The 16,958-nt window shown below is 71.6% G+C and carries 16 protein-coding genes; 9 read left to right on the top strand and 7 right to left on the bottom strand.

Translation table 11 applies throughout. The annotated features are described in order from the left end of the window. Positions 1 to 55 precede the first annotated feature (55 nt). On the bottom strand, positions 56 to 1,543 hold the full coding sequence (gene rpsA / locus M8C13_RS36475) for a 30S ribosomal protein S1 (protein ID WP_252485354.1): 1,488 nt from the start codon (positions 1,541 to 1,543) through the stop codon (positions 56 to 58). 216 nt (positions 1,544 to 1,759) lie between these two features. On the opposite strand from rpsA, the gene M8C13_RS36470 reads away from it, so the two are divergent. From M8C13_RS36470 to M8C13_RS36440, 7 genes are all read left to right on the top strand, one after another. Then, positions 1,760 to 2,608, top strand: coding sequence for a class I SAM-dependent methyltransferase (locus M8C13_RS36470; RefSeq protein ID WP_252485353.1), 849 nt, complete (start codon positions 1,760 to 1,762; stop codon positions 2,606 to 2,608). Continuing rightward, a complete protein-coding gene (locus M8C13_RS36465) occupies positions 2,605 to 3,534 on the top strand; it encodes a GNAT family N-acetyltransferase (RefSeq protein ID WP_252485352.1) in 930 nt (309 codons plus the stop codon). Before M8C13_RS36470 ends, M8C13_RS36465 begins: the two co-directional genes overlap by 4 nt. 205 nt (positions 3,535 to 3,739) lie before the next feature. Continuing rightward, positions 3,740 to 4,402 carry an ATP-binding cassette domain-containing protein gene (locus M8C13_RS36460; RefSeq protein ID WP_252485351.1) on the top strand — a complete coding sequence of 221 codons (663 nt, stop codon included), beginning with the start codon at positions 3,740 to 3,742 and terminating at the stop codon, positions 4,400 to 4,402. Then, the gene (locus M8C13_RS36455; RefSeq protein ID WP_252485350.1) at positions 4,399 to 6,363 is read left to right on the top strand and encodes a YhgE/Pip domain-containing protein; all 1,965 of its coding nucleotides are present in this window, start codon (positions 4,399 to 4,401) and stop codon (positions 6,361 to 6,363) included. The genes M8C13_RS36460 and M8C13_RS36455 overlap by 4 nt, the downstream gene beginning before the upstream one ends. Beyond that, a complete protein-coding gene (locus M8C13_RS36450; protein WP_252485349.1) occupies positions 6,360 to 6,959 on the top strand; it encodes a TetR/AcrR family transcriptional regulator in 600 nt (199 codons plus the stop codon). Before M8C13_RS36455 ends, M8C13_RS36450 begins: the two co-directional genes overlap by 4 nt. Positions 6,960 to 7,056: 97 nt before the next feature. Continuing rightward, positions 7,057 to 8,709, top strand: coding sequence for a serine/threonine-protein kinase (locus tag M8C13_RS36445; RefSeq protein WP_252485348.1), 1,653 nt, complete (start codon positions 7,057 to 7,059; stop codon positions 8,707 to 8,709). A gap of 232 nt (positions 8,710 to 8,941) precedes the next feature. Beyond that, positions 8,942 to 10,063: a hypothetical protein gene (locus M8C13_RS36440; protein WP_252485347.1), complete on the top strand. Its 1,122-nt coding sequence runs from the start codon at positions 8,942 to 8,944 to the stop codon at positions 10,061 to 10,063. A gap of 8 nt (positions 10,064 to 10,071) precedes the next feature. Here M8C13_RS36440 and M8C13_RS36435 read toward each other — a convergent pair whose 3' ends face one another. The 3 genes from M8C13_RS36435 to M8C13_RS36425 form a co-directional block, all read right to left on the bottom strand. Continuing rightward, a complete protein-coding gene (locus tag M8C13_RS36435) occupies positions 10,072 to 10,674 on the bottom strand; it encodes a hypothetical protein (RefSeq protein ID WP_252485346.1) in 603 nt (200 codons plus the stop codon). A gap of 6 nt (positions 10,675 to 10,680) precedes the next feature. Beyond that, a complete protein-coding gene (locus tag M8C13_RS36430; protein WP_252485345.1) occupies positions 10,681 to 10,914 on the bottom strand; it encodes a hypothetical protein in 234 nt (77 codons plus the stop codon). Positions 10,915 to 10,996: 82 nt separating this feature from the next. Further along, a complete protein-coding gene (locus M8C13_RS36425) occupies positions 10,997 to 11,557 on the bottom strand; it encodes an AAA family ATPase (RefSeq protein WP_252485344.1) in 561 nt (186 codons plus the stop codon). Between the two features lie 60 nt (positions 11,558 to 11,617). On the opposite strand from M8C13_RS36425, the gene M8C13_RS36420 reads away from it, so the two are divergent. Further along, positions 11,618 to 11,902, top strand: a complete 285-nt coding sequence (locus M8C13_RS36420) for a hypothetical protein (RefSeq protein ID WP_252485343.1) — start codon at positions 11,618 to 11,620, stop codon at positions 11,900 to 11,902. 21 nt (positions 11,903 to 11,923) lie between these two features. Here M8C13_RS36420 and polA read toward each other — a convergent pair whose 3' ends face one another. Further along, positions 11,924 to 14,566, bottom strand: coding sequence for a DNA polymerase I (gene polA / locus M8C13_RS36415; RefSeq protein ID WP_252485358.1), 2,643 nt, complete (start codon positions 14,564 to 14,566; stop codon positions 11,924 to 11,926). 188 nt (positions 14,567 to 14,754) lie between these two features. Between polA and M8C13_RS36410 the strand changes: the two genes are divergently transcribed. Then, positions 14,755 to 15,120: a PaaI family thioesterase gene (locus M8C13_RS36410; RefSeq protein ID WP_252485357.1), complete on the top strand. Its 366-nt coding sequence runs from the start codon at positions 14,755 to 14,757 to the stop codon at positions 15,118 to 15,120. 280 nt (positions 15,121 to 15,400) lie between these two features. Here M8C13_RS36410 and M8C13_RS36405 read toward each other — a convergent pair whose 3' ends face one another. Next, positions 15,401 to 16,114 carry an ABC transporter ATP-binding protein gene (locus tag M8C13_RS36405; protein ID WP_252485342.1) on the bottom strand — a complete coding sequence of 238 codons (714 nt, stop codon included), beginning with the start codon at positions 16,112 to 16,114 and terminating at the stop codon, positions 15,401 to 15,403. Further along, positions 16,101 to 16,958, bottom strand: coding sequence for an ABC transporter ATP-binding protein (locus M8C13_RS36400; protein ID WP_252485356.1), 858 nt, complete (start codon positions 16,956 to 16,958; stop codon positions 16,101 to 16,103). The genes M8C13_RS36405 and M8C13_RS36400 overlap by 14 nt, the downstream gene beginning before the upstream one ends.

The raw sequence follows: 16,958 nt of genomic DNA, 5'->3' as shown, positions 1-16,958 counted from the left end.
CTGGTGGGGGTGCGGGGCCGAGGGGTTAGCTTGCTAGCTCGCTAGCGGCCTGGGATCAGGCGCCGCCGGAGAGCTTTTCGCGGAGGGCGGCCAGCTGCTCGTCGCTGGCCAGGGTGCCGCTGCTGTCGCCACCGGAGCTGTAGTTGCCGCCGCCGGTGCTGGCGGGGGCGCCGCCCTCGCCGGTGGTGCCTGCGGCCGCTGCCTCGGCGTCGGCCTCGGAGGCCTTGACAACCTGCTTGATGTGGGCGTCGTAGCGGGCACGCGCCTCGGCGTACTGCTTCTCCCACTCCTCGCGCTGCTTGTCGAAGCCCTCGAGCCAGTCCTGGGTCTCCGGGTCGAAGCCTTCGGGGTAGATGTAGTTGCCCTCGGCGTCGTACTCGGCGGCCATGCCGTACTGGGTCGGGTCGAACTCGGAGTCCGCGGTGAAGCCCTCGTTCGCCTGCTTCAGGGACAGCGAGATCCGGCGACGGTCCAGGTCGATGTCGATGACCTTGACCATGACGTCGTCGCCGACCTGGACGACCTGCTCCGGGATCTCCACGTGGCGCTCGGCCAGCTCGGAGATGTGGACCAGGCCCTCGATGCCCTCGTCCACCCGGACGAACGCGCCGAACGGAACCAGCTTGGTGACCTTGCCCGGCACGATCTGGCCGATCGCGTGGGTCCGGGCGAACTGGCGCCACGGGTCTTCCTGGGTGGCCTTCAGCGACAGGGAGACGCGCTCGCGCTCCATGTCGACGTCGAGCACCTCGACGGTGACCTCCTGGCCGACCTCAACCACCTCGGAGGGGTGGTCGATGTGCTTCCAGGACAGCTCGGAGACGTGCACGAGGCCGTCCACACCGCCAAGGTCGACGAAGGCGCCGAAGTTGACGATGGAGGACACAACGCCCTTGCGGACCTGGCCCTTCTGCAGCTGGTTGAGGAACTCGCTGCGGACCTCGGACTGGGTCTGCTCGAGCCACGCGCGGCGGGACAGGACCACGTTGTTGCGGTTCTTGTCCAGCTCGATGATCTTGGCTTCGAGCTCGCGGCCGACGTACGGCTGGAGGTCGCGCACGCGGCGCATCTCGACCAGGGACGCGGGCAGGAAGCCACGCAGCCCGATGTCGAGGATGAGCCCACCCTTGACCACCTCGATGACGGTGCCCTTGACCGGCTCGTCCTTCTCCTTGAGCGCCTCGATGGTGCCCCAGGCGCGCTCGTACTGAGCACGCTTCTTGGAGAGGATCAGACGGCCTTCCTTGTCCTCCTTCTGGAGAACGAGGGCCTCGACGTGATCACCGACAGTGACTACCTCGGCGGGGTCGACGTCGTGCTTGATCGACAACTCGCGCGAGGGGATGACGCCCTCGGTCTTGTAGCCGATATCGAGAAGCACCTCGTCACGGTCGACCTTGACGATGGTGCCTTCGACGATGTCGCCATCGTTGAAGTACTTGATGGTCAAATCGATGGCGGCGAGGAAGTCCTCCGCCGTCCCGATGTCGTTGATGGCGACCTGCGCGGCCGCGGCGGGAACGGTGGTGGTGTCGGTGGACATTAGGTGGGTTGCTCCGGTACGGATTGGGTGTCGATACGGACTGAAGTTGTGGGTGTAGCTCGCCGGGCGGCGCGGCTCCAGCCACCGCAGCCGACGAGGAGATCCACAACAGTGCCGGTTCCGGGCAGAGCGCACCTATAGCGCGTTCAGTATCGTACGCACCCTCTCGATCGCCGGGCAAACCCGGTGGGGTGTCTTTAGCCAGAAGGAGCAGCCGTGGCCGCGCCAGCGGAGGACCGCCACGCCACCGCCGAGCGGGTTCTCGGCACGTCGAAGGTGGTCAAACGCCGGGTGGACGCCGAGGAGTCGCGGCTGGCCAGCCGGATCTGGTGGGACGCAGACGCCGACGACTACCAAGCAGAACACGCGGAGTTCCTGGGCGAGGCGGAGTTCGTCTGGTGCCCAGAAGGGCTGCTGGAGCGCGACCTCGGACTGCTGGGCGAGCTCGACGGGCGGCGGATCCTGGAGATGGGCTGCGGGATGGCGGCCTGCGCGCGCTGGCTGGCCACCCAGGGCGCGCACGCGGTCGGCCTGGACGTCTCGGCCGGGATGCTGCGGCACGCCCAGCAGGCCGGCCTGGACGTCGGGGTGCGGGTGCCGCTGGTGCAGGCCAGCGGGGACCAGCTGCCCTTCGCCGACGGGGCCTTCGACACCGTGTGCAGCGCGTTCGGCGCGGTGCCGTTCGTGGCCGATCTTGGCTTGCTGCTGTCGGAGGTCCACCGCGTGCTCAAGCCGGGCGGGCGGTGGGTCTTCGCCGTGACTCACCCGATGCGGTGGATCTTCCCGGACGACCCGGGCGAGGCCGGGCTGGTCGCCATGCAGTCCTACTTCGACCGCACCCCGTACCTGGAGGTCGACGAGAACGGCACGCCGACCTACGTCGAGCACCACCGGACCATGGGCGACTACCTGCGCGAGCTGAACCGGGCCGGGCTGCTGCTGGACGAACTGCTGGAGCCGGAGTGGCCGGAGGGCCACACCCGCGAGTGGGGCCAGTGGAGCCCGCTGCGCGGTGAGCTCTTCCCCGGCACCGCGATCTTCCGCTGCCACAAGGCCGGTCCATGACACTGGTCGGTGACCTGCTGGCGGCGCAGACCGCGCACTTCGCCGGTCTCGACCCGCTGCTGCCGCCCGCCGCGGGGCCGGTGCGCGGGGACGCGGTCAGCGCCGCGCTGCCCGACGGCGGCCGGGTGGCCGGGATGGTGGAGTTCACCGAGTACCCGCCCGGCTCGGCGAACCGGCTGTGGTCGGCGGCCAGGGTGTGGGAGCTGGTGCCGGTGCTGGGCGCCAGCGGCCGGGCGGGCATGGACGCGCTGCTGCGGGCCTGGCAGCACCGGATGGCCGGGCAGGCCGACTTCGACCCGGACTCCGCCTGCGTGCTGAACTGGCCCAGCCGGGACGTGGCCGCCACCCGCGCGCTGCTGGACCACGGCCTGGTCCCGCTGTCGGTGCTGGCGGTGCGCGAGCGGCTCGGGTCCACCGCCCCCTCTCCCGGCCCGCTGACCGTGCGCAGGGCCAGGCTGGCCGACCTGGACGCGGCGGTGGAGCTGTCCATGCTGGAGCTGGCGTACTCGGCGCTGGTCGGCTCGGCGGTGATCCGGCCGGACGCGGCGGCGCTGAAGCGGGAGGCGCTGGCCAACCGGCTGCGCGCGGGCGACCCGGTGTGGCTGGCCGAGCACGACGGGGTGCCGGTGGGCTTAGCGGAGTGCGGCTGGACCGACTCCGGCCCCAGGACCGCGGCGGCGGCCCGGCTGCCGCACGGGCGCTGGGGCTATGTGAACTGCGTGTCGGTGCTGCCGGGGGCGCGCGGGTCCGGGGTGGGGCAGCTGCTGATGGCGGCCGCGCACGCGGAGTTCGCCACGGCCGGGGTGGCCGGCAGCTACCTGTACTTCAACCCGCCGAACCCGCTGTCCTCGGTGTTCTGGGCGCGGCAGGGCTACCGGCCGCTGTGGACGATGTGGGAGATCCGGCCGGCGGGGGCGCTCCGCTAGCCGGCGGGACGGGCGAGCGCGGCCACGGGTGGCGCGGCGCGGCGACCGGGATGAGGATCCGGATGCCGGGGTTTTCCAGGCCGGACGGCCGGTAAGAGTGCTCTGCGCGGTCTGTCCGAGTTGCGCGGGCGGCCTTCCGAGGGGACAATTTGAACTGACCGGTCAGTTCAAAGAGTTGGTAAAGAGCCCGCGAGGAGAGCACCCGGTGGAGATCCTGGCCAGGGAAGTCGGCGTGAACGGCGCGCACGGCCCGTTGCTGCGGCCGACCACGCTGCGGGTGCACGCGGGACAGGTCGCCCTGGTCGCCGGGGAGCCCGGCACCGGGCACACGCCGCTGGCGCTGATGCTGGCCGGGCGGATGGCGCCCTCGGCGGGCGAGGTCACCGTGGACGGGCGGCGCGACGACGCGGCGCTGCGCAAGCGGGTCGCCGTGATCGACGCGCCGGGGGTGACCGAGCCGGAGGACGCGCTGCCGCTGCGCACCGTGGTCGGCGAGGAGCTCTCCTTCGCGGGACAGCCTGCCGGGCGGGCCGCGGTGCGGGACTGGCTGCGGCGGCACGACGCCGAGCAGCACGCGGCCACCCGCTTCGACCGGATCCCGCCGACCGTGCGCACCCGGCTGCTGACCGAGCTGGCCGCCGAGCGGCCCGAGGTGCGGCTGCTGGTGCTGGACTGCCCGGACCGGCACTGCGACGACCCGCACACCTGGTGGACCGTCGCCCGTCAGCACGCCACCCGCGACCGGGCGGTGGTGGTGCTGTGCACCGAGACTTCGGCGCGCCTGCTGGACCTGCCCGCGGCCCGCTTGGGCCGCCAGGTCCAGCCGCCCGCCTTCACCGTGAGCAACACTGAGGACGAGACCCGATGACTGCCTTCCGCCTGGCCAAGGGCGAGTTCCAACGGATCACCGCGGGCAAGCTGCCCAAGCTCGCCGTGGTCGCGCTGGCCCTGGTGCCGCTGCTCTACGGCGCGCTGTACCTGTACGCGAACTGGGATCCCTACGGCAAGCTCAAGGACGTGCCGGCCGCGCTGGTGGTGGCCGACACCGGCAGCGGGGACCTGCGCGCCGGGGAGAAGGTCGCGGACAAGCTGGCCAACTCCGAGGCCTTCGACTGGCACCGGGTGGACGCCCAGGAGGCCGAGACCGGGGTGCGGGACGGCAAGTACACCTTCTCGCTGACCCTGCCAGCCGACTTCTCCGCCGCGCTGGCCTCGCCGGGCAAGTTCGAGCCCAGGCAGGGCACGCTGATCCTGACCACCAACGACGCCAACAACTACATCGTGCGCACCATCGCGGACAAGGTGGTCGGCGAGGTGCGGCGGGCGGTCGCGGCGGACGCGGGCACCGAGGCCGCGGACCGGCTGCTGATGGGCTTCTCCACGTTGCGGGACAAGACCTTGGAGGCCGCCGACGGCGCCGGGAAGCTGGCCGACGGTTCGAAGAAGGTCTCCGACGGGGTGGGCACCGCCCGGGAGAAGATCAACGAGCTGCACACCGGCCTGGACAAGCTGGCCGACGGCGCGGACACCCTGGCGGCCAAGAACGGTGAGCTGGCCACGGGCATGGCCACCATGAAGGAGAAGACCGCGCCGCTGCCCGGCAAGACCAAGCAGCTGGCCGACGGCGCGGCCAAGGTCGCCGACGGCAACGCGCAGCTGGCGCAGAAGGCAGGCACGGTCGCCGAGGGCTCGCAGCACCTGGTGGACTTCCTCAGCGGCAAGAAGGAGGACCTGGCCAAGCGGCTGCGCGAGCTGGGCCTGGCCGAGGAGCAGGTGCAGCGGGTGCTGGCCGCGGTCACCGAGGCCGGGAAACCGGTGCGGGAGACCAACGACAAGATCCAGGGCGCGGTCGGCCAGGTCAGGCAGCTCGCCGACGGGTCCAAGCAGGTCGCCGACGGCGCGAAGACCCTGGCCGCCAGCAGCGCGGAGCTGACCGGCAAGATCGGCGAGGCCGCGGACGGGGCGAAGAAGCTGGCCGATGGCGCGAAGACGTTGCGGGACGGCGTGCGCAAGGCCGACGACGGCTCCGGCAAGCTCTACTCGGGCACTGCGGAGCTGCAGGACGGCGCGAAGAAGGTCAGCGACGGCAACGGCGAGCTGCACGGCAAGCTGGCCGAGGGCGCCGGCCAGATCCCGAACCCGGACGACGAGACCCGCAAGGCCACCGCGCGCACCATCGGCGACCCGGTCGCGGTCCGCGCGGTCGGGGAGAACCAGGCGCCCAACTACGGTTCCGGCCTGGCCCCGTTCTTCCTCGGCCTGGCGCTGTGGATCGGCGCGTTCGTGCTGTTCCTGTTGCTGCGCCCGCTGTCCCGGCGCGCGCTGGCCTCCGGCGCCAACCCGGTCAGGGTGGCATTGGGCGGCTGGCTGCCCGCCGCGGTGCTCGGCGCGGTGCAGACCGCGATGCTCTTCGGCGTGGTGACACTGGCGCTGGGCATCACCCCGGCCCGGCCGTGGGGCGCGCTGGGCTTCATGCTGCTGACCTCGCTGGCCTTCACCGCGGTGCTGCACGGGTTGAACGCGCTGCTGGGCCCGGCGGGCAAGTTCGTCGGCCTGGTGCTGCTGGTGTTGCAGCTGACCACCGCGGGCGGCACCTTCCCGTGGCAGACCGTGCCCGACCCGCTCAAGCCGCTGCACCTGATCCTGCCGCTGTCCTACGTGGTCGACGGCAACCGGCACCTGCTCTATGGCGGCGGACTGGGCCCGGTGTGGGAGGACGTCACGGTGCTGTCGATGTACCTGGTGCTGGGGCTGGCGCTGTCCTGCCTGGCCGCCTACAAACAACGGGTGTGGACGCCGACGAAGCTCAAGCCGGAGCTGGTGCTGTGAACACCGCGGCGAAGACGGTGCGCAAGACCACCAGCAAGCAGAAGCTGTTCGACGCCGCGCTGCGCCTGATCGGCGAGCGCGGCGCGGCCGGGGTCACCGTGGACGAGATCGCGGCCAGCGCCGGGGTGGCCAAGGGCACCGTCTACTACAACTTCGGCAGCAAGGACGGGCTGGTCGAGGCGCTGCTGCGGCACGGGGTGGACCTGTTGGCCGGGCAGCTGCGCCGGGCCGAGGAGGTGCCGGACACCGAGTCCTCGGTGGAGACCCTGGTGGACGGGGCGCTGCTGTTCTTCGGCGAGTACCCGGAGTTCGCGCAGCTGCTGGTGAGCGAGATGTGGCGGACGCCGGGCCAGTTCCACGGCACGCTCTCGCTGCTGCGCGATGACATCGTGGCCATCGTCAAGCGGGTGCTGCAGCGGCACGCGGACGCGGGACGGCTGTGCGGGGTGGAGGTGGGCACCGCCTCGGCGGCGCTGTTCGGCACGCTGCTGGTGGTGGCGCTGGACTGGCAGACCTTCCAGCGGCAGCGGACCCGCGAGGAGGTCCGCGAGTCGGTGATGCTGTTGGTCAGGGGCATGGGTCGGGGCAAGCGCTGAGCTGTGCCGGAATCGGTACTCCTACCGATATCTTTCCCGCCGCCGCGCCGGGCAGAGTGGGTGGCTCACTGCGGAGCCGGATGCCTGGTGGGGGTTCATGGCACAGGAGGAAGCGCGGACCGGGCGGCTGGTCGGCGGGCGCTACCGGCTGGCCGAACGGCTGGCCGCCGGTGGGTTCGGGCGGGTGTGGCGGGCCTACGACGAGACGCTGCGGGTGCCGGTGGCGGTCAAGGAGGTGTGGCTGCCGCCCGCGCTGTCGCAGGAGCAGCACGCCGAGCGGCTGACGCGCGCGGAGCGGGAGGCGCGCAACGCCGCCGCGCTGCGGGAGCACCCGAACATCGTGCCGGTGCATGACATCGTGATCGAGGACGACAAGCCGTGGCTGGTGATGCGGCTGGTGGCCGGGCGGTCGCTGGGTGAGCGGCTCAAGGAGCGGCGCAGGCTGCCGGTGGCCGAGGTCAGGGAGGTCGCGACGGCGCTGCTGGCGGCGCTGGAGGCGGTGCACGCGGCGCGGATCACGCACCGGGATGTCAAGCCCGCCAACGTGATGCTGGCCGAGGGCGGCGAGGTGCTGCTCACCGACTTCGGCATCGCGGTGCACGAGGCCGACCCGCAGGTCACCGAGTCCGGGATGATCATCGGCACCCTGGAGTACCTGTCGCCGGAGCGGGCCGCCGGAGCGGCCGGTGCGGCGCCGAGCGACCTGTTCTCGCTGGGGGTGACGCTCTACCGGGCGGTGGAGGGCGTCTCGCCGTTCCGGCGGGAGCCGCCGCGCTCGACCCTGGACGCGATCCGGTTCGACGAGCCACCGCCGATGAAGCACGCCGGTGAGCTGGCGCCGCTGATCGCCCGGCTGCTGGCCAAGGACCCGGAGCGGCGGCCCAGCGCGACCGAGGCGCGGCAGCTGCTCGACCCGGCCTCGACCACGCTGACCGACGACCTCCCGCCGCCGGTGGTGGCACCGCCCGCGCGGTCCGGCCGGGTGGTGGCCGCGGTGCTGGGCACCATCGCGGTGCTGGTGCTGGCGTACTCCCAGCACCAGCCGTTCGCCGACTTCGTCAACGGCGGTCTCGGCCTGAGCACGAGCACCACCACGGCGCGCACGACCACGGCCACCACGGAACGCACCACCCGCGCCACCACCGGACGCGCCACCCCGGCCACCACCGCGCAGCGCGTCACCGCGGCCCCCGCCAGCACCGCCGCCCCGGCCAGCACCGCCGCCGACCCGAAGAGCCTGGACCGGCAAGACACCGACCGCACCCCGCTGACCACCGAGGCGCTGCTGCCGAAGTCCTTCCGGGACAGCAAGAACGTGGAGTACACCCTGCGCAGCGGCGGCCAGCAGAGCTGCCTGGGCAACGCCGAGCGGGCACCGGTGCGGGACGCGTTGCGCAGGGCCAGGTGCACCACCATGCTCGCCGCGACCTACGTGGACCACTCCGACCAGGTGCTGATCTCGGTGGTGGTGCTCCCGCTGCCCGACGCGGCCACCGCGAACACCGCCTTCGGCGAGCTCAGCGGCACGAACACCGCGGACTGGGGCATCTGGTGTCCCCGGCAGGGCGCGGGTTCGACGGTGTGCCAGGGCGACTACCACCGGGCGACGCAGTACGGCTACCTGACGCGGCGGCACCGGTACGTGGCGCACGCGCGCGCCCTCTACGTGAACCTGAGCCGGGGCACGGCGGAGCTGCCCTGGGTGACGGCGGCGGCGCGGAAGGCGGCGGAGGTGGCGGGGCCGCGCTAGGTCGTGTCCTCACAGTCCCGTCTGCGAAAGTCGTGATCGGTTTGGTCGCTGGCGGTGCGGCCGGGACGGCCTCATACCGGACGTATCCGGGCGTTCCGGCCGTGCCGCCAGCGACCAAACCGGCGCGGCTATCGCGGGCGGGACTGTGAGGACACGACCTAGCCCCGTGCCGGGCCCAGCGCCGGTAGCCTTGGCCGATCGGGGACGCCAGGGGACGAGGGGGTGGTCGCCGGTGACCGAGCTGTCCGCGCGGCGGCGGGCGCTGCTGACCGGGGTGACGATCACGGCGGTGCTGGTGGCCACGGTGGTCGTGCTGCGCGAAGACACCGACCCGCCCGCGCCACCGCCGGGACCGACCACCACGGTGGCCGAGGAGCCCGCGGTGCCGCAGCTGCGCTCGGTGGACGTGGTCGCCGGGCGGCACTTCTTCGGTGTGCTCGGGCACTGCCGGGGGCAGACCGAACCCCGGTGCGCGCACACGCTGATGGAGTCCGAGGACGGCGGGATCACCTTCGCCGACCTGCCGGAGGAGCTGCGCGGCGAGCGTTCGCGGCTGTCGGTCGGAGTGACGGCGCTCGGGCAGCAGCGGCTGGTCGTGCGGGCCAACGAAGGTGCGCACTGGTTCAGCGCGGATCGGGGGCGTACCTGGAGCAAGGTGACCGAGGACGCCGCGCCGGTGGACTCGATCCCGGCGGGTGGCCTGCTGGAGCGGTACTGCCAGCCGGGGGCGGCCTGCCTGCCGAAGATCATGGTGCTGCTGCCGGAGTCCGGGCGGCGGGCCGAGCTGCGCACCCTGCCGCCGCTGGCCGAGGCCTACCCCCTGCCGTTCCCGGACACCAAGGGCCGCTGGCGGGTGGTCGGCAAGCAGGACGGGCGGCCGGTGGTGGCCACCAGCGCTGATGAGGGCCGCAGCTGGCGGCTGGCCGAGCTGCCGTCAGGTGGTCCGGGCACGGTCGTGCAGGTCGAGGTGGCCGAGTCCGGCGAGGTCGGCTTCATCCAGCTGATCACCCACGACGGGCGGGCGGAGTCGGCCACGGCCAGCCGCTCGGCCCTGTACCGCCAGCGCGGCGAGCGCTGGGAGCTCCTCTGGCAGGACGGCAAGCGGGACGAACACCCGCGCTCGATGACAAGCATGCTGCCCCGGCCCGGCGGGCAGCTGGTCGCGCTCGACATCGAGGGCCGGAGCTGGGTGCTCGATGAGGGCGCGCGGTCCTTCCGGCAGGCCGGCCGCGGTGAGAAGCTGCCTGCCAACTCCCAGGTCCACCGCATTCGCACCGGCTACCTGCTGGTGGAGGGCAGCAAGTACTGGCACACCGTGGACGGGGTGGGCTGGATGCCGCTGCACAGCCGCTAGGGCGTGTCCTAGGGCTCCTCGCGCAGGCTGACCGCGGTGGCGGCCACCGCGAGCGGTCCGGCGACCACCAGCAGCAGTGGCGGCAGCGCCCACACCAGCACCCCGGCCGCGGCGAGCGCGCAGGCCACCAGCAGGAAGCCCCCGGGGTCGAGCACCGCCTTGTCGTAGGCCACGCGGGCGGCGGCCAGCCAGCCGCGGCCGGTGGCGCCGACGATGGCCGCGGCCAGCAGGAGCAGCGCGAAGGCCCACAGGGTGACCAGGCGGACCAGCCAGTGCAGCACCCAGCCGCCGGGCAGTTCCAGGTCGGCCAGCAGCATCAGGTTCAGGGTGAGCAACGCGGTCACCGCGAGGAAGCCGGTGCCGGCGAGCAGGTGGCGGCGCAGGCCGTTGCCGAGGGTGGCGCGGAAGACCGGCAGCAGCGCCGGGGCCTCGCCGTCGCGCCAGCGGGCGGTGACCGCGCAGGCGGCGGCGAACCCCGCGGGCAGGGTCAGCACCGGCACCGCGCAGGCCGCGACGAGCAGGCCGAGCAGCACGGTGTCGGACAGCGTGGACAGGCGGTCCCACCACACGGCGGAGCCGCGCAGGTGGCCGGCAGGCGTCCGATCCGCCATCGGCGCTCACCCCTTCAGGCCCGAGGTCGCTACACCTTGAACCAGGAAGCGTTGGAAGGCAAGAAAGAACAGGAGTATCGGCACCAGGGACTGGGTGAAGAAGTAGTTCCAGGCCCGGATGAAGCTGAACAGCGCGCAGGAGACCATGGTGCCCAGCGCGGTGCTGGTGGTCACGAGCAGCGAGTTGCCCAGGACAGTGCCGAACCCGGCCGCGCCGAGCAGCTCCTCGACCGGGCGCACCGAGGCACGTACGTCAGCGTCGCCACCACCGCGGTGCGGTAGCGGTCGTCCTGGGTGAACAGCTCGACGTAGTTGTCCGGGCCTACCCAGCGTGGGGTCCGGCGATGGCGCGCAGCCAGGCGTCGACCTGGCGCTGGCCGCGCAGCCGCACCACGGGCAGCTCGGTGGGCAGCAGCTCGCGCACCCTGGCCCGCACCTTCGGATAGGTGGACCAGGCCCAGCGCACCACGTGCTCCGGGTCGGTGAAGATGGTGCGCAGCGGCGGTTCCTGCTCCCCGTTCCACAGCTTCTCGCCGCGGCGGCGGCGCTGGTAGGTGCGCCAGGCGACCCGCCGGATCACGGTGTGCCGGGGGTGGTCCAGCCAGACCATCAGCTCGGCGCGTTCGGCCAGCAGCGGCCGCACCGAGTCGTACTGCCACTCGCAGACCCACTCATCGCTGGTGGCGAACTCGGTGACCTCGGCAAGGAAGGTGGGCCGGGGAATCCACTGTGGACCGTGGTAGAGCGCGTCCAGCTCCACGGTCGGCAAGGCGAAGATCCGGCCCAGCTCGCCGACCATGGTCGTCTTGCCCGCGCCGGAGGCCCCGGCGACGAGGATGCGTTGGGGTTTCAGGTGAAGTGGCTCGTTCCACTGGAGCAGCACGGCGGGCAGCCTACTGCCGTACCCTGCGGTCACACGCCCTGATACGAGGAGGCCGCTCGAATGCGCCGCTGGTTGGTCGCCCTGCTGTCAGCGCTGGTCGCCTCCGGTATCGGCGTCACCGTCAACGTGGCCACCGACCTGGGCACGAACGTGTGGGCGTGGGTGGCGCTGGGCGTGCTGACCCTGGCCGCGGCCGGGGTGGCGGTGTGGGCGCAGCGCGGCGAGCCCGAGGCGCGCGGCGGCACCCGCAACACGATCACCGGCACGGTGCACGGCTCGGTGGTCCAGGCCGACACGGTGACCGGCGGGATCACCCTGGGTCGCCCCGAGGACCAGCAGCGCTGACCCGCGGGGCGACCCCCGGGGTCAGTGCGCGGCCTCGTCCCACGAGTGGCCGACGCCGACCGAGACGTCCAGCGGCACGTCCAGCTGGTAGGCGTTGCCCATGTGCTCGCGGACCAGCGCCTCCACCGCCGCCCGCTCGCCGTCGGCGATCTCCAGCACGAGCTCGTCGTGCACCTGCAGCAGCATCCGGGAGCGCAGGTCGGAGGCGGAGATGGCCTGGTGCACGCCCAGCATGGCCACCTTGATGATGTCGGCGGCGCTGCCCTGGATGGGCGCGTTGAGGGCCATCCGCTCGGCCATCTCGCGGCGCTGCCGGTTGTCGCTGTTGAGGTCGGGCAGGTAGCGGCGGCGGCCGAGGATGGTCTCGGTGTAGCCGTCCCTGCGCGCCTTCTCCACGATCTCGTTGAGGTAGTCCCGCACGCCGCCGAAGCGGGCGAAGTAGGCGTCCATCTGGGCGCGGGACTCCTCGGCGGAGATCCGCAGCTGCTGGGCCAGGCCGTAGACCGATAGGCCGTAGGCCAGGCCGTAGGACATGGCCTTGACCCGGCGGCGCTGCTCGCCGGTGACCTCCTCGGTGGGCACGTCGAAGGCCTGGGCGGCGACGTAGGTGTGCAGGTCCTCGCCGGAGTTGAACGCCGCGATCAGGCCCTCGTCCTTGGACAGGTGGGCCATGATGCGCATCTCGATCTGGCTGTAGTCGGCGGTCATCAGCTCGGCGTAGCCGCCGCCGACCACGAAGGCCCGCCGGATGGTGCGGCCCTCCTCGGTGCGGATCGGGATGTTCTGCAGGTTCGGCTCGGTGGAGGACAGCCGCCCGGTGGCCGCGATCATCTGGTTGAACGTGGTGTGGATGCGGCCGTCGTCGGAGACCGACTTGAGCAGCCCGTCCACCGTGGTCTTCAGGCGGGTGGCGTCCCGGTGCTCGAGCAGGTGCGCCATGAACGGGTGCTGGGTGTCCTCGTAGAGCTTCTGCAGCGCCTCGGCGTCGGTGGTGTAGCCGGTCTTGGTGCGCTTGGTCTTGGGCATGTTCAGCTCGTCGAAGAGCACCACCTGCAGCTGCTTGGGCGAGCCGAGGTTGATCTCCTTGCCGATCACCCCGTAGGCGTCCTGGGCGGCCTGCTTGACCCGGCCGGCGAAGTGCGCCTCCAGCTCGGTGAGCAGGTCGTCGTCCACGGCGATGCCGACCATCTCCAGCTCGGCCAGCACGCCCAGCAGCGGCAGCTCCAGCTCGGCGAGCAGCCGGGACCCGCCGGTGCGCTCCAACTCCTCGTCCAGTGCGCCGGCCAGCTCGGCCACCGCGCGGGCCCGCAGGATCTCCTTGGTGGCGGCCTTGGCCGCGGTCTCGCTCTCGTCCTCCAGCAGGGACAGCTGGCCGTCCTCGCCCGCGTCGTCCACCCGGAGCTCGCGCTGCAGGTAGCGCAGCACCAGGTCGCCGAGGTCGAAGGAGCGCTGACCGGGCCGGACCAGGTAGGCGGCCAGCGCGGTGTCGGAGGTGAGCCCGTTGAGCGTCCAGCCACGGGCGCGCAGGGCGTACAGCGGCCCCTTGACGTCGTGCGCGGCCTTGGGCGCGCCGGCGTCGGCGAGCCAGGCGGTGAGCGCCTCGTCGTCCTCGGGGGTCAGCGCGGTCACGTCCACGAACGCGCCCTGACCGTCCACAGTGGACAGCGCGATGCCGGTCAGGTCGCCGGTGCCGCGGGCCCAGGCGCCCACAAAGGACAGTCCGAGCCGCCCGCCACGTCCGTGCTCGGCCAGCCAGGCGCCGAGCGCGCCGGGCGCCAGGGTCTCGCCGGTGACCTCGAAGCCTTCCTCCGCCTCGGGTTCGGCGGTGGACAGGGTGGCGAACAGGCGCTCGCGCAGCACCCGGAACTCCAGCTCGTCGAACAGCCGGTGCACCGCGTCCCGGTCCCAGGACCGCGCGGCCAGGTCGGCCACCCCGACCGGCAGCTCCACATCGCGGACCAGCTCGGTGAGCCGCCGGTTGAGCAGCACCGCGTCCAGGTTCGCCCGCAGGTTCTCCCCCGCCTTGCCCTTGACCTCGTCCACCCGGTCGACCAGGCCGTTGAGCGAACCGAACTCCTGGATCCACTTGGTGACGGTCTTCTCCCCCACCCCGGGGATCTTGGGCAGGTTGTCCGAGGGGTCGCCACGCAGCGCCGCGAAGTCCGGGTACTGGTTGGGCGAGAGCCCGTACTTGGCCTGCACCGCCTCCGGGGTGTACCTGGTCAGCTCGGAGACGCCCTTGACCGGGTACAGCACGGTCGTCTTGTCGGTGACAAGTTGGAGCGCGTCCCGGTCCCCGGTACAGATGAGCACCTCGAACCCGTCCGCCTCCGCCTGGGTGGTCAGCGTGGCGATCAGGTCGTCGGCCTCGTAGTTGTCCTTGCTCAGGAACGGGATGGCCAGCGCGGTGAGCACTTCCTGGATGAGGCTGACCTGCCCGCGGAACTCATCCGGCGTGGCGCTGCGCGTGGCCTTGTACTCGGCGTAGGCCTCGGTGCGGAAGGTGACCCGGGAGACGTCGAAGGCGACCGCGATGTGCGACGGCTGCTCATCCCGCAGGAGGTTGATGAGCATCGAGGTGAACCCGTACACCGCGTTGGTGGTCTGCCCCGTCGCGGTCTGGAAGTTCTCCTTGGGCAGGGCGAAGAAGGCCCGGTAGGCCATCGAGTGCCCATCGATCAGCAACAGTCGGCGCGCGTCATGGCGGTCGGGTTGGGTCACGGCGGCGAGTCTAAGGTGACGGTACGACGTTCCCCGCGCCCCCCGCGCGCGGACACCCCTGAAAGGTGATGGTGAGCCTGGTGAGCCTGGTCGACCTGAGCAACTTCCCCGCCGGACAGCTCACCGAGAAGATGGGCATCCAGATCACCTCCTGGGACGCGGAGAAGCTGGTCGGCACGATGCCGATCGAAGGCAACCGGCAGCCCTACGGCCTGCTGCACGGCGGCGCGAGCGCGGTCTTGGCGGAGACCCTGGGCTCGGTGGCGGCGGCCCTGCACGCGGCGCCGGAGCGGATCGCGCTGGGACTGGAACTGGCCTGCACGCACCACCGGGCCGGCCGGGAAGGCATCGTGACCGGGGTGTGCACGCCGCTGCACCGGGGCAAGACGACGGCGACGTTCGAGATCGTGATCAGCGACGAGGACGGGCATCGGTTGTGCACGGCGAAGCTGACCTGCATTCTGCGCGAGCGCCCGCCCGGGGATCCGAAGAACTGAACTGACTCCCGGCACGGGGTTGAAAACCCACAAAGCGGGCCTCTCGTCTTCTCCGTACGGCCTGGAGACTGCTAACCGCATCCCAGCGAGCGGACGCGCTCGCTGGGATGCGGTGCGATGTCTCCAGGTTGACGGGCATGGGGAACCTCAAGACTTCGGACAAGTGTTGAAAAGCCAACCCGTCGCCCGGCTCGCGGGCTTCGCCCTGCGGTCGCTCAATGGCAACGGCTGGCCGCGCTTCCCGCGACCAGCCGTCATCCACATCTGGCGTACTCGGCGCCTAAGCCACCCCGAGATAAGCCTCCTTGATCGACGGGTCGGCCAGCAGCTCCGCCCCCGTGCCCTCCTTCACGATCCGCCCGGTCTCCAGCACATACCCCCGGTGCGCCCGGCTCAGCGCCTGCTGCGCGTTCTGCTCCACCAGCAGCACCGTGGTGCCCTGCTGGTTGATCTCCCGGATGATCCGGAAGATCTGCTGGATGAACTGCGGGGCCAGGCCCATGGACGGCTCGTCCAGCAGCAGCAGCCTCGGCCTGGCCATCAGCGCGCGGCCGATGGCGACCATCTGCTGCTCGCCGCCGGACATGGTGCCGCCGACCTGGTTCTTGCGTTCGGCCAGGCGCGGGAACAGCTCGAAGACCCGCTCGTAGTCCTCGGCGATGGCCGCCTTGTCCTTGCGGGTGTAGCAGCCCATGCCCAGGTTCTCCAGCACCGTCATGCCGGGGAAGACGCCCCGGCCCTCCGGCGACTGGCAGATGCCGCGGACGACGCGCAGGTCGGCGCGCAGCTTGGAGATGTCCTGGCCGTCGAAGGTGATCGTGCCGCCGGAGAGCGGCCGGACGCCGCTGATGGCGCGCATGGTGGTGGACTTGCCCGCGCCGTTGGCGCCGATCAGGCTGACGATCTCGCCTGGTTCGACGCGCAGGCTGATCCCGGCCAGCGCCTGGATCCGGCCGTAGTGCACGGAGACGTTGTTCAGCTCAAGCAGCGCCATCGTCGGGCACCCCCAAGTAGGCAGCGATCACGGCCGGGTTGTCCCGGATCTCGGCTGGCAGGCCCTCGGCGATCTTCTTGCCGAACTCCAGCACCACGATCCGGTCCGTGACGCCCATGACCAGCTTCATGTCGTGCTCGATGAGCAGCACGGTGTACCCGTCGTCGCGGATCTTGCGGATGAGCCCCATCAGCTCTTCCTTCTCCGCCGGGTTGAACCCCGCCGCCGGCTCGTCCAGGCACAGCAGCTTCGGCTCGGTGGCCAGCGCCCTGGCGATCTCCAGCCTGCGCTGGTAGCCGTAGGGCAGGTTCTTCGCCTTCTCCGCGGCGCGGTCGGCGATGCCGACGAACTCCAGCAGCGCCATGGCCTTCTCCACCGCGGACTTCTCCTCGGCGTGGTGCCTTGGCAGCCGGAGCAGGGCGCCGAGCACGCTGGTCTTGTGCCGCGCGTCGGTGCCCACGACCACGTTCTCCAGCGCGGTCATCTCGCCGAAGAGCCGGATGTTCTGGAAGGTGCGGGCGATGCCGAGCCGGGTGATCTGGAAGCGCTTGCGCTTGCCGATCGGCTTGCCCTCCAGCAGCACCTGGCCGCTGGTGGGCCGGTAGACCCCGGTCATCGCGTTGAAGCAGGTGGTCTTGCCCGCGCCGTTGGGGCCGATGAGCCCGAGGATCTCGCCGCGGCGGATCTCGAAGTTCACCCCGTCCAGGGCCACCAGGCCGCCGAAGCGCATGGTGACCTCGTCCAGCTTGAGCAGGGTGTCCCCGACCTCGACCGCGATGTCCCGGTCGGCGGCGACCGCCTCGGCCACCTCGGCCTCGTGCGCGGCCCGCTCCTCCGGAGTCAT

This window comes from Crossiella sp. SN42, assembly GCF_023897065.1.
Lineage (GTDB): Bacteria > Actinomycetota > Actinomycetes > Mycobacteriales > Pseudonocardiaceae > Crossiella.
The sequence above is the reverse complement of the archived record's forward strand: the minus strand, read 5'-3'. Positions and strand labels throughout refer to the sequence as shown.

Excerpts from the sequence above, each read along its gene's own strand:
- M8C13_RS36410 (WP_252485357.1), top strand. The coding sequence starts at position 14,755 with ATGGGCATCCAGATCACCTCCTGGGACGCGGAGAAGCTGGTCGGCACG.
- M8C13_RS36400 (WP_252485356.1), bottom strand. The coding sequence starts at position 16,958 with ATGACTCCGGAGGAGCGGGCCGCGCACGAGGCCGAGGTGGCCGAGGCG.
- M8C13_RS36465 (WP_252485352.1), top strand. The coding sequence starts at position 2,605 with ATGACACTGGTCGGTGACCTGCTGGCGGCGCAGACCGCGCACTTCGCC.
- polA (WP_252485358.1), bottom strand. The coding sequence starts at position 14,566 with ATGGCCTACCGGGCCTTCTTCGCCCTGCCCAAGGAGAACTTCCAGACC.
- M8C13_RS36420 (WP_252485343.1), top strand. The coding sequence starts at position 11,618 with ATGCGCCGCTGGTTGGTCGCCCTGCTGTCAGCGCTGGTCGCCTCCGGT.
- M8C13_RS36445 (WP_252485348.1), top strand. The coding sequence starts at position 7,057 with ATGGCACAGGAGGAAGCGCGGACCGGGCGGCTGGTCGGCGGGCGCTAC.
- rpsA (WP_252485354.1), bottom strand. The coding sequence starts at position 1,543 with ATGTCCACCGACACCACCACCGTTCCCGCCGCGGCCGCGCAGGTCGCC.
- M8C13_RS36405 (WP_252485342.1), bottom strand. The coding sequence starts at position 16,114 with ATGGCGCTGCTTGAGCTGAACAACGTCTCCGTGCACTACGGCCGGATC.
- M8C13_RS36455 (WP_252485350.1), top strand. The coding sequence starts at position 4,399 with ATGACTGCCTTCCGCCTGGCCAAGGGCGAGTTCCAACGGATCACCGCG.
- M8C13_RS36435 (WP_252485346.1), bottom strand. The coding sequence starts at position 10,674 with ATGGCGGATCGGACGCCTGCCGGCCACCTGCGCGGCTCCGCCGTGTGG.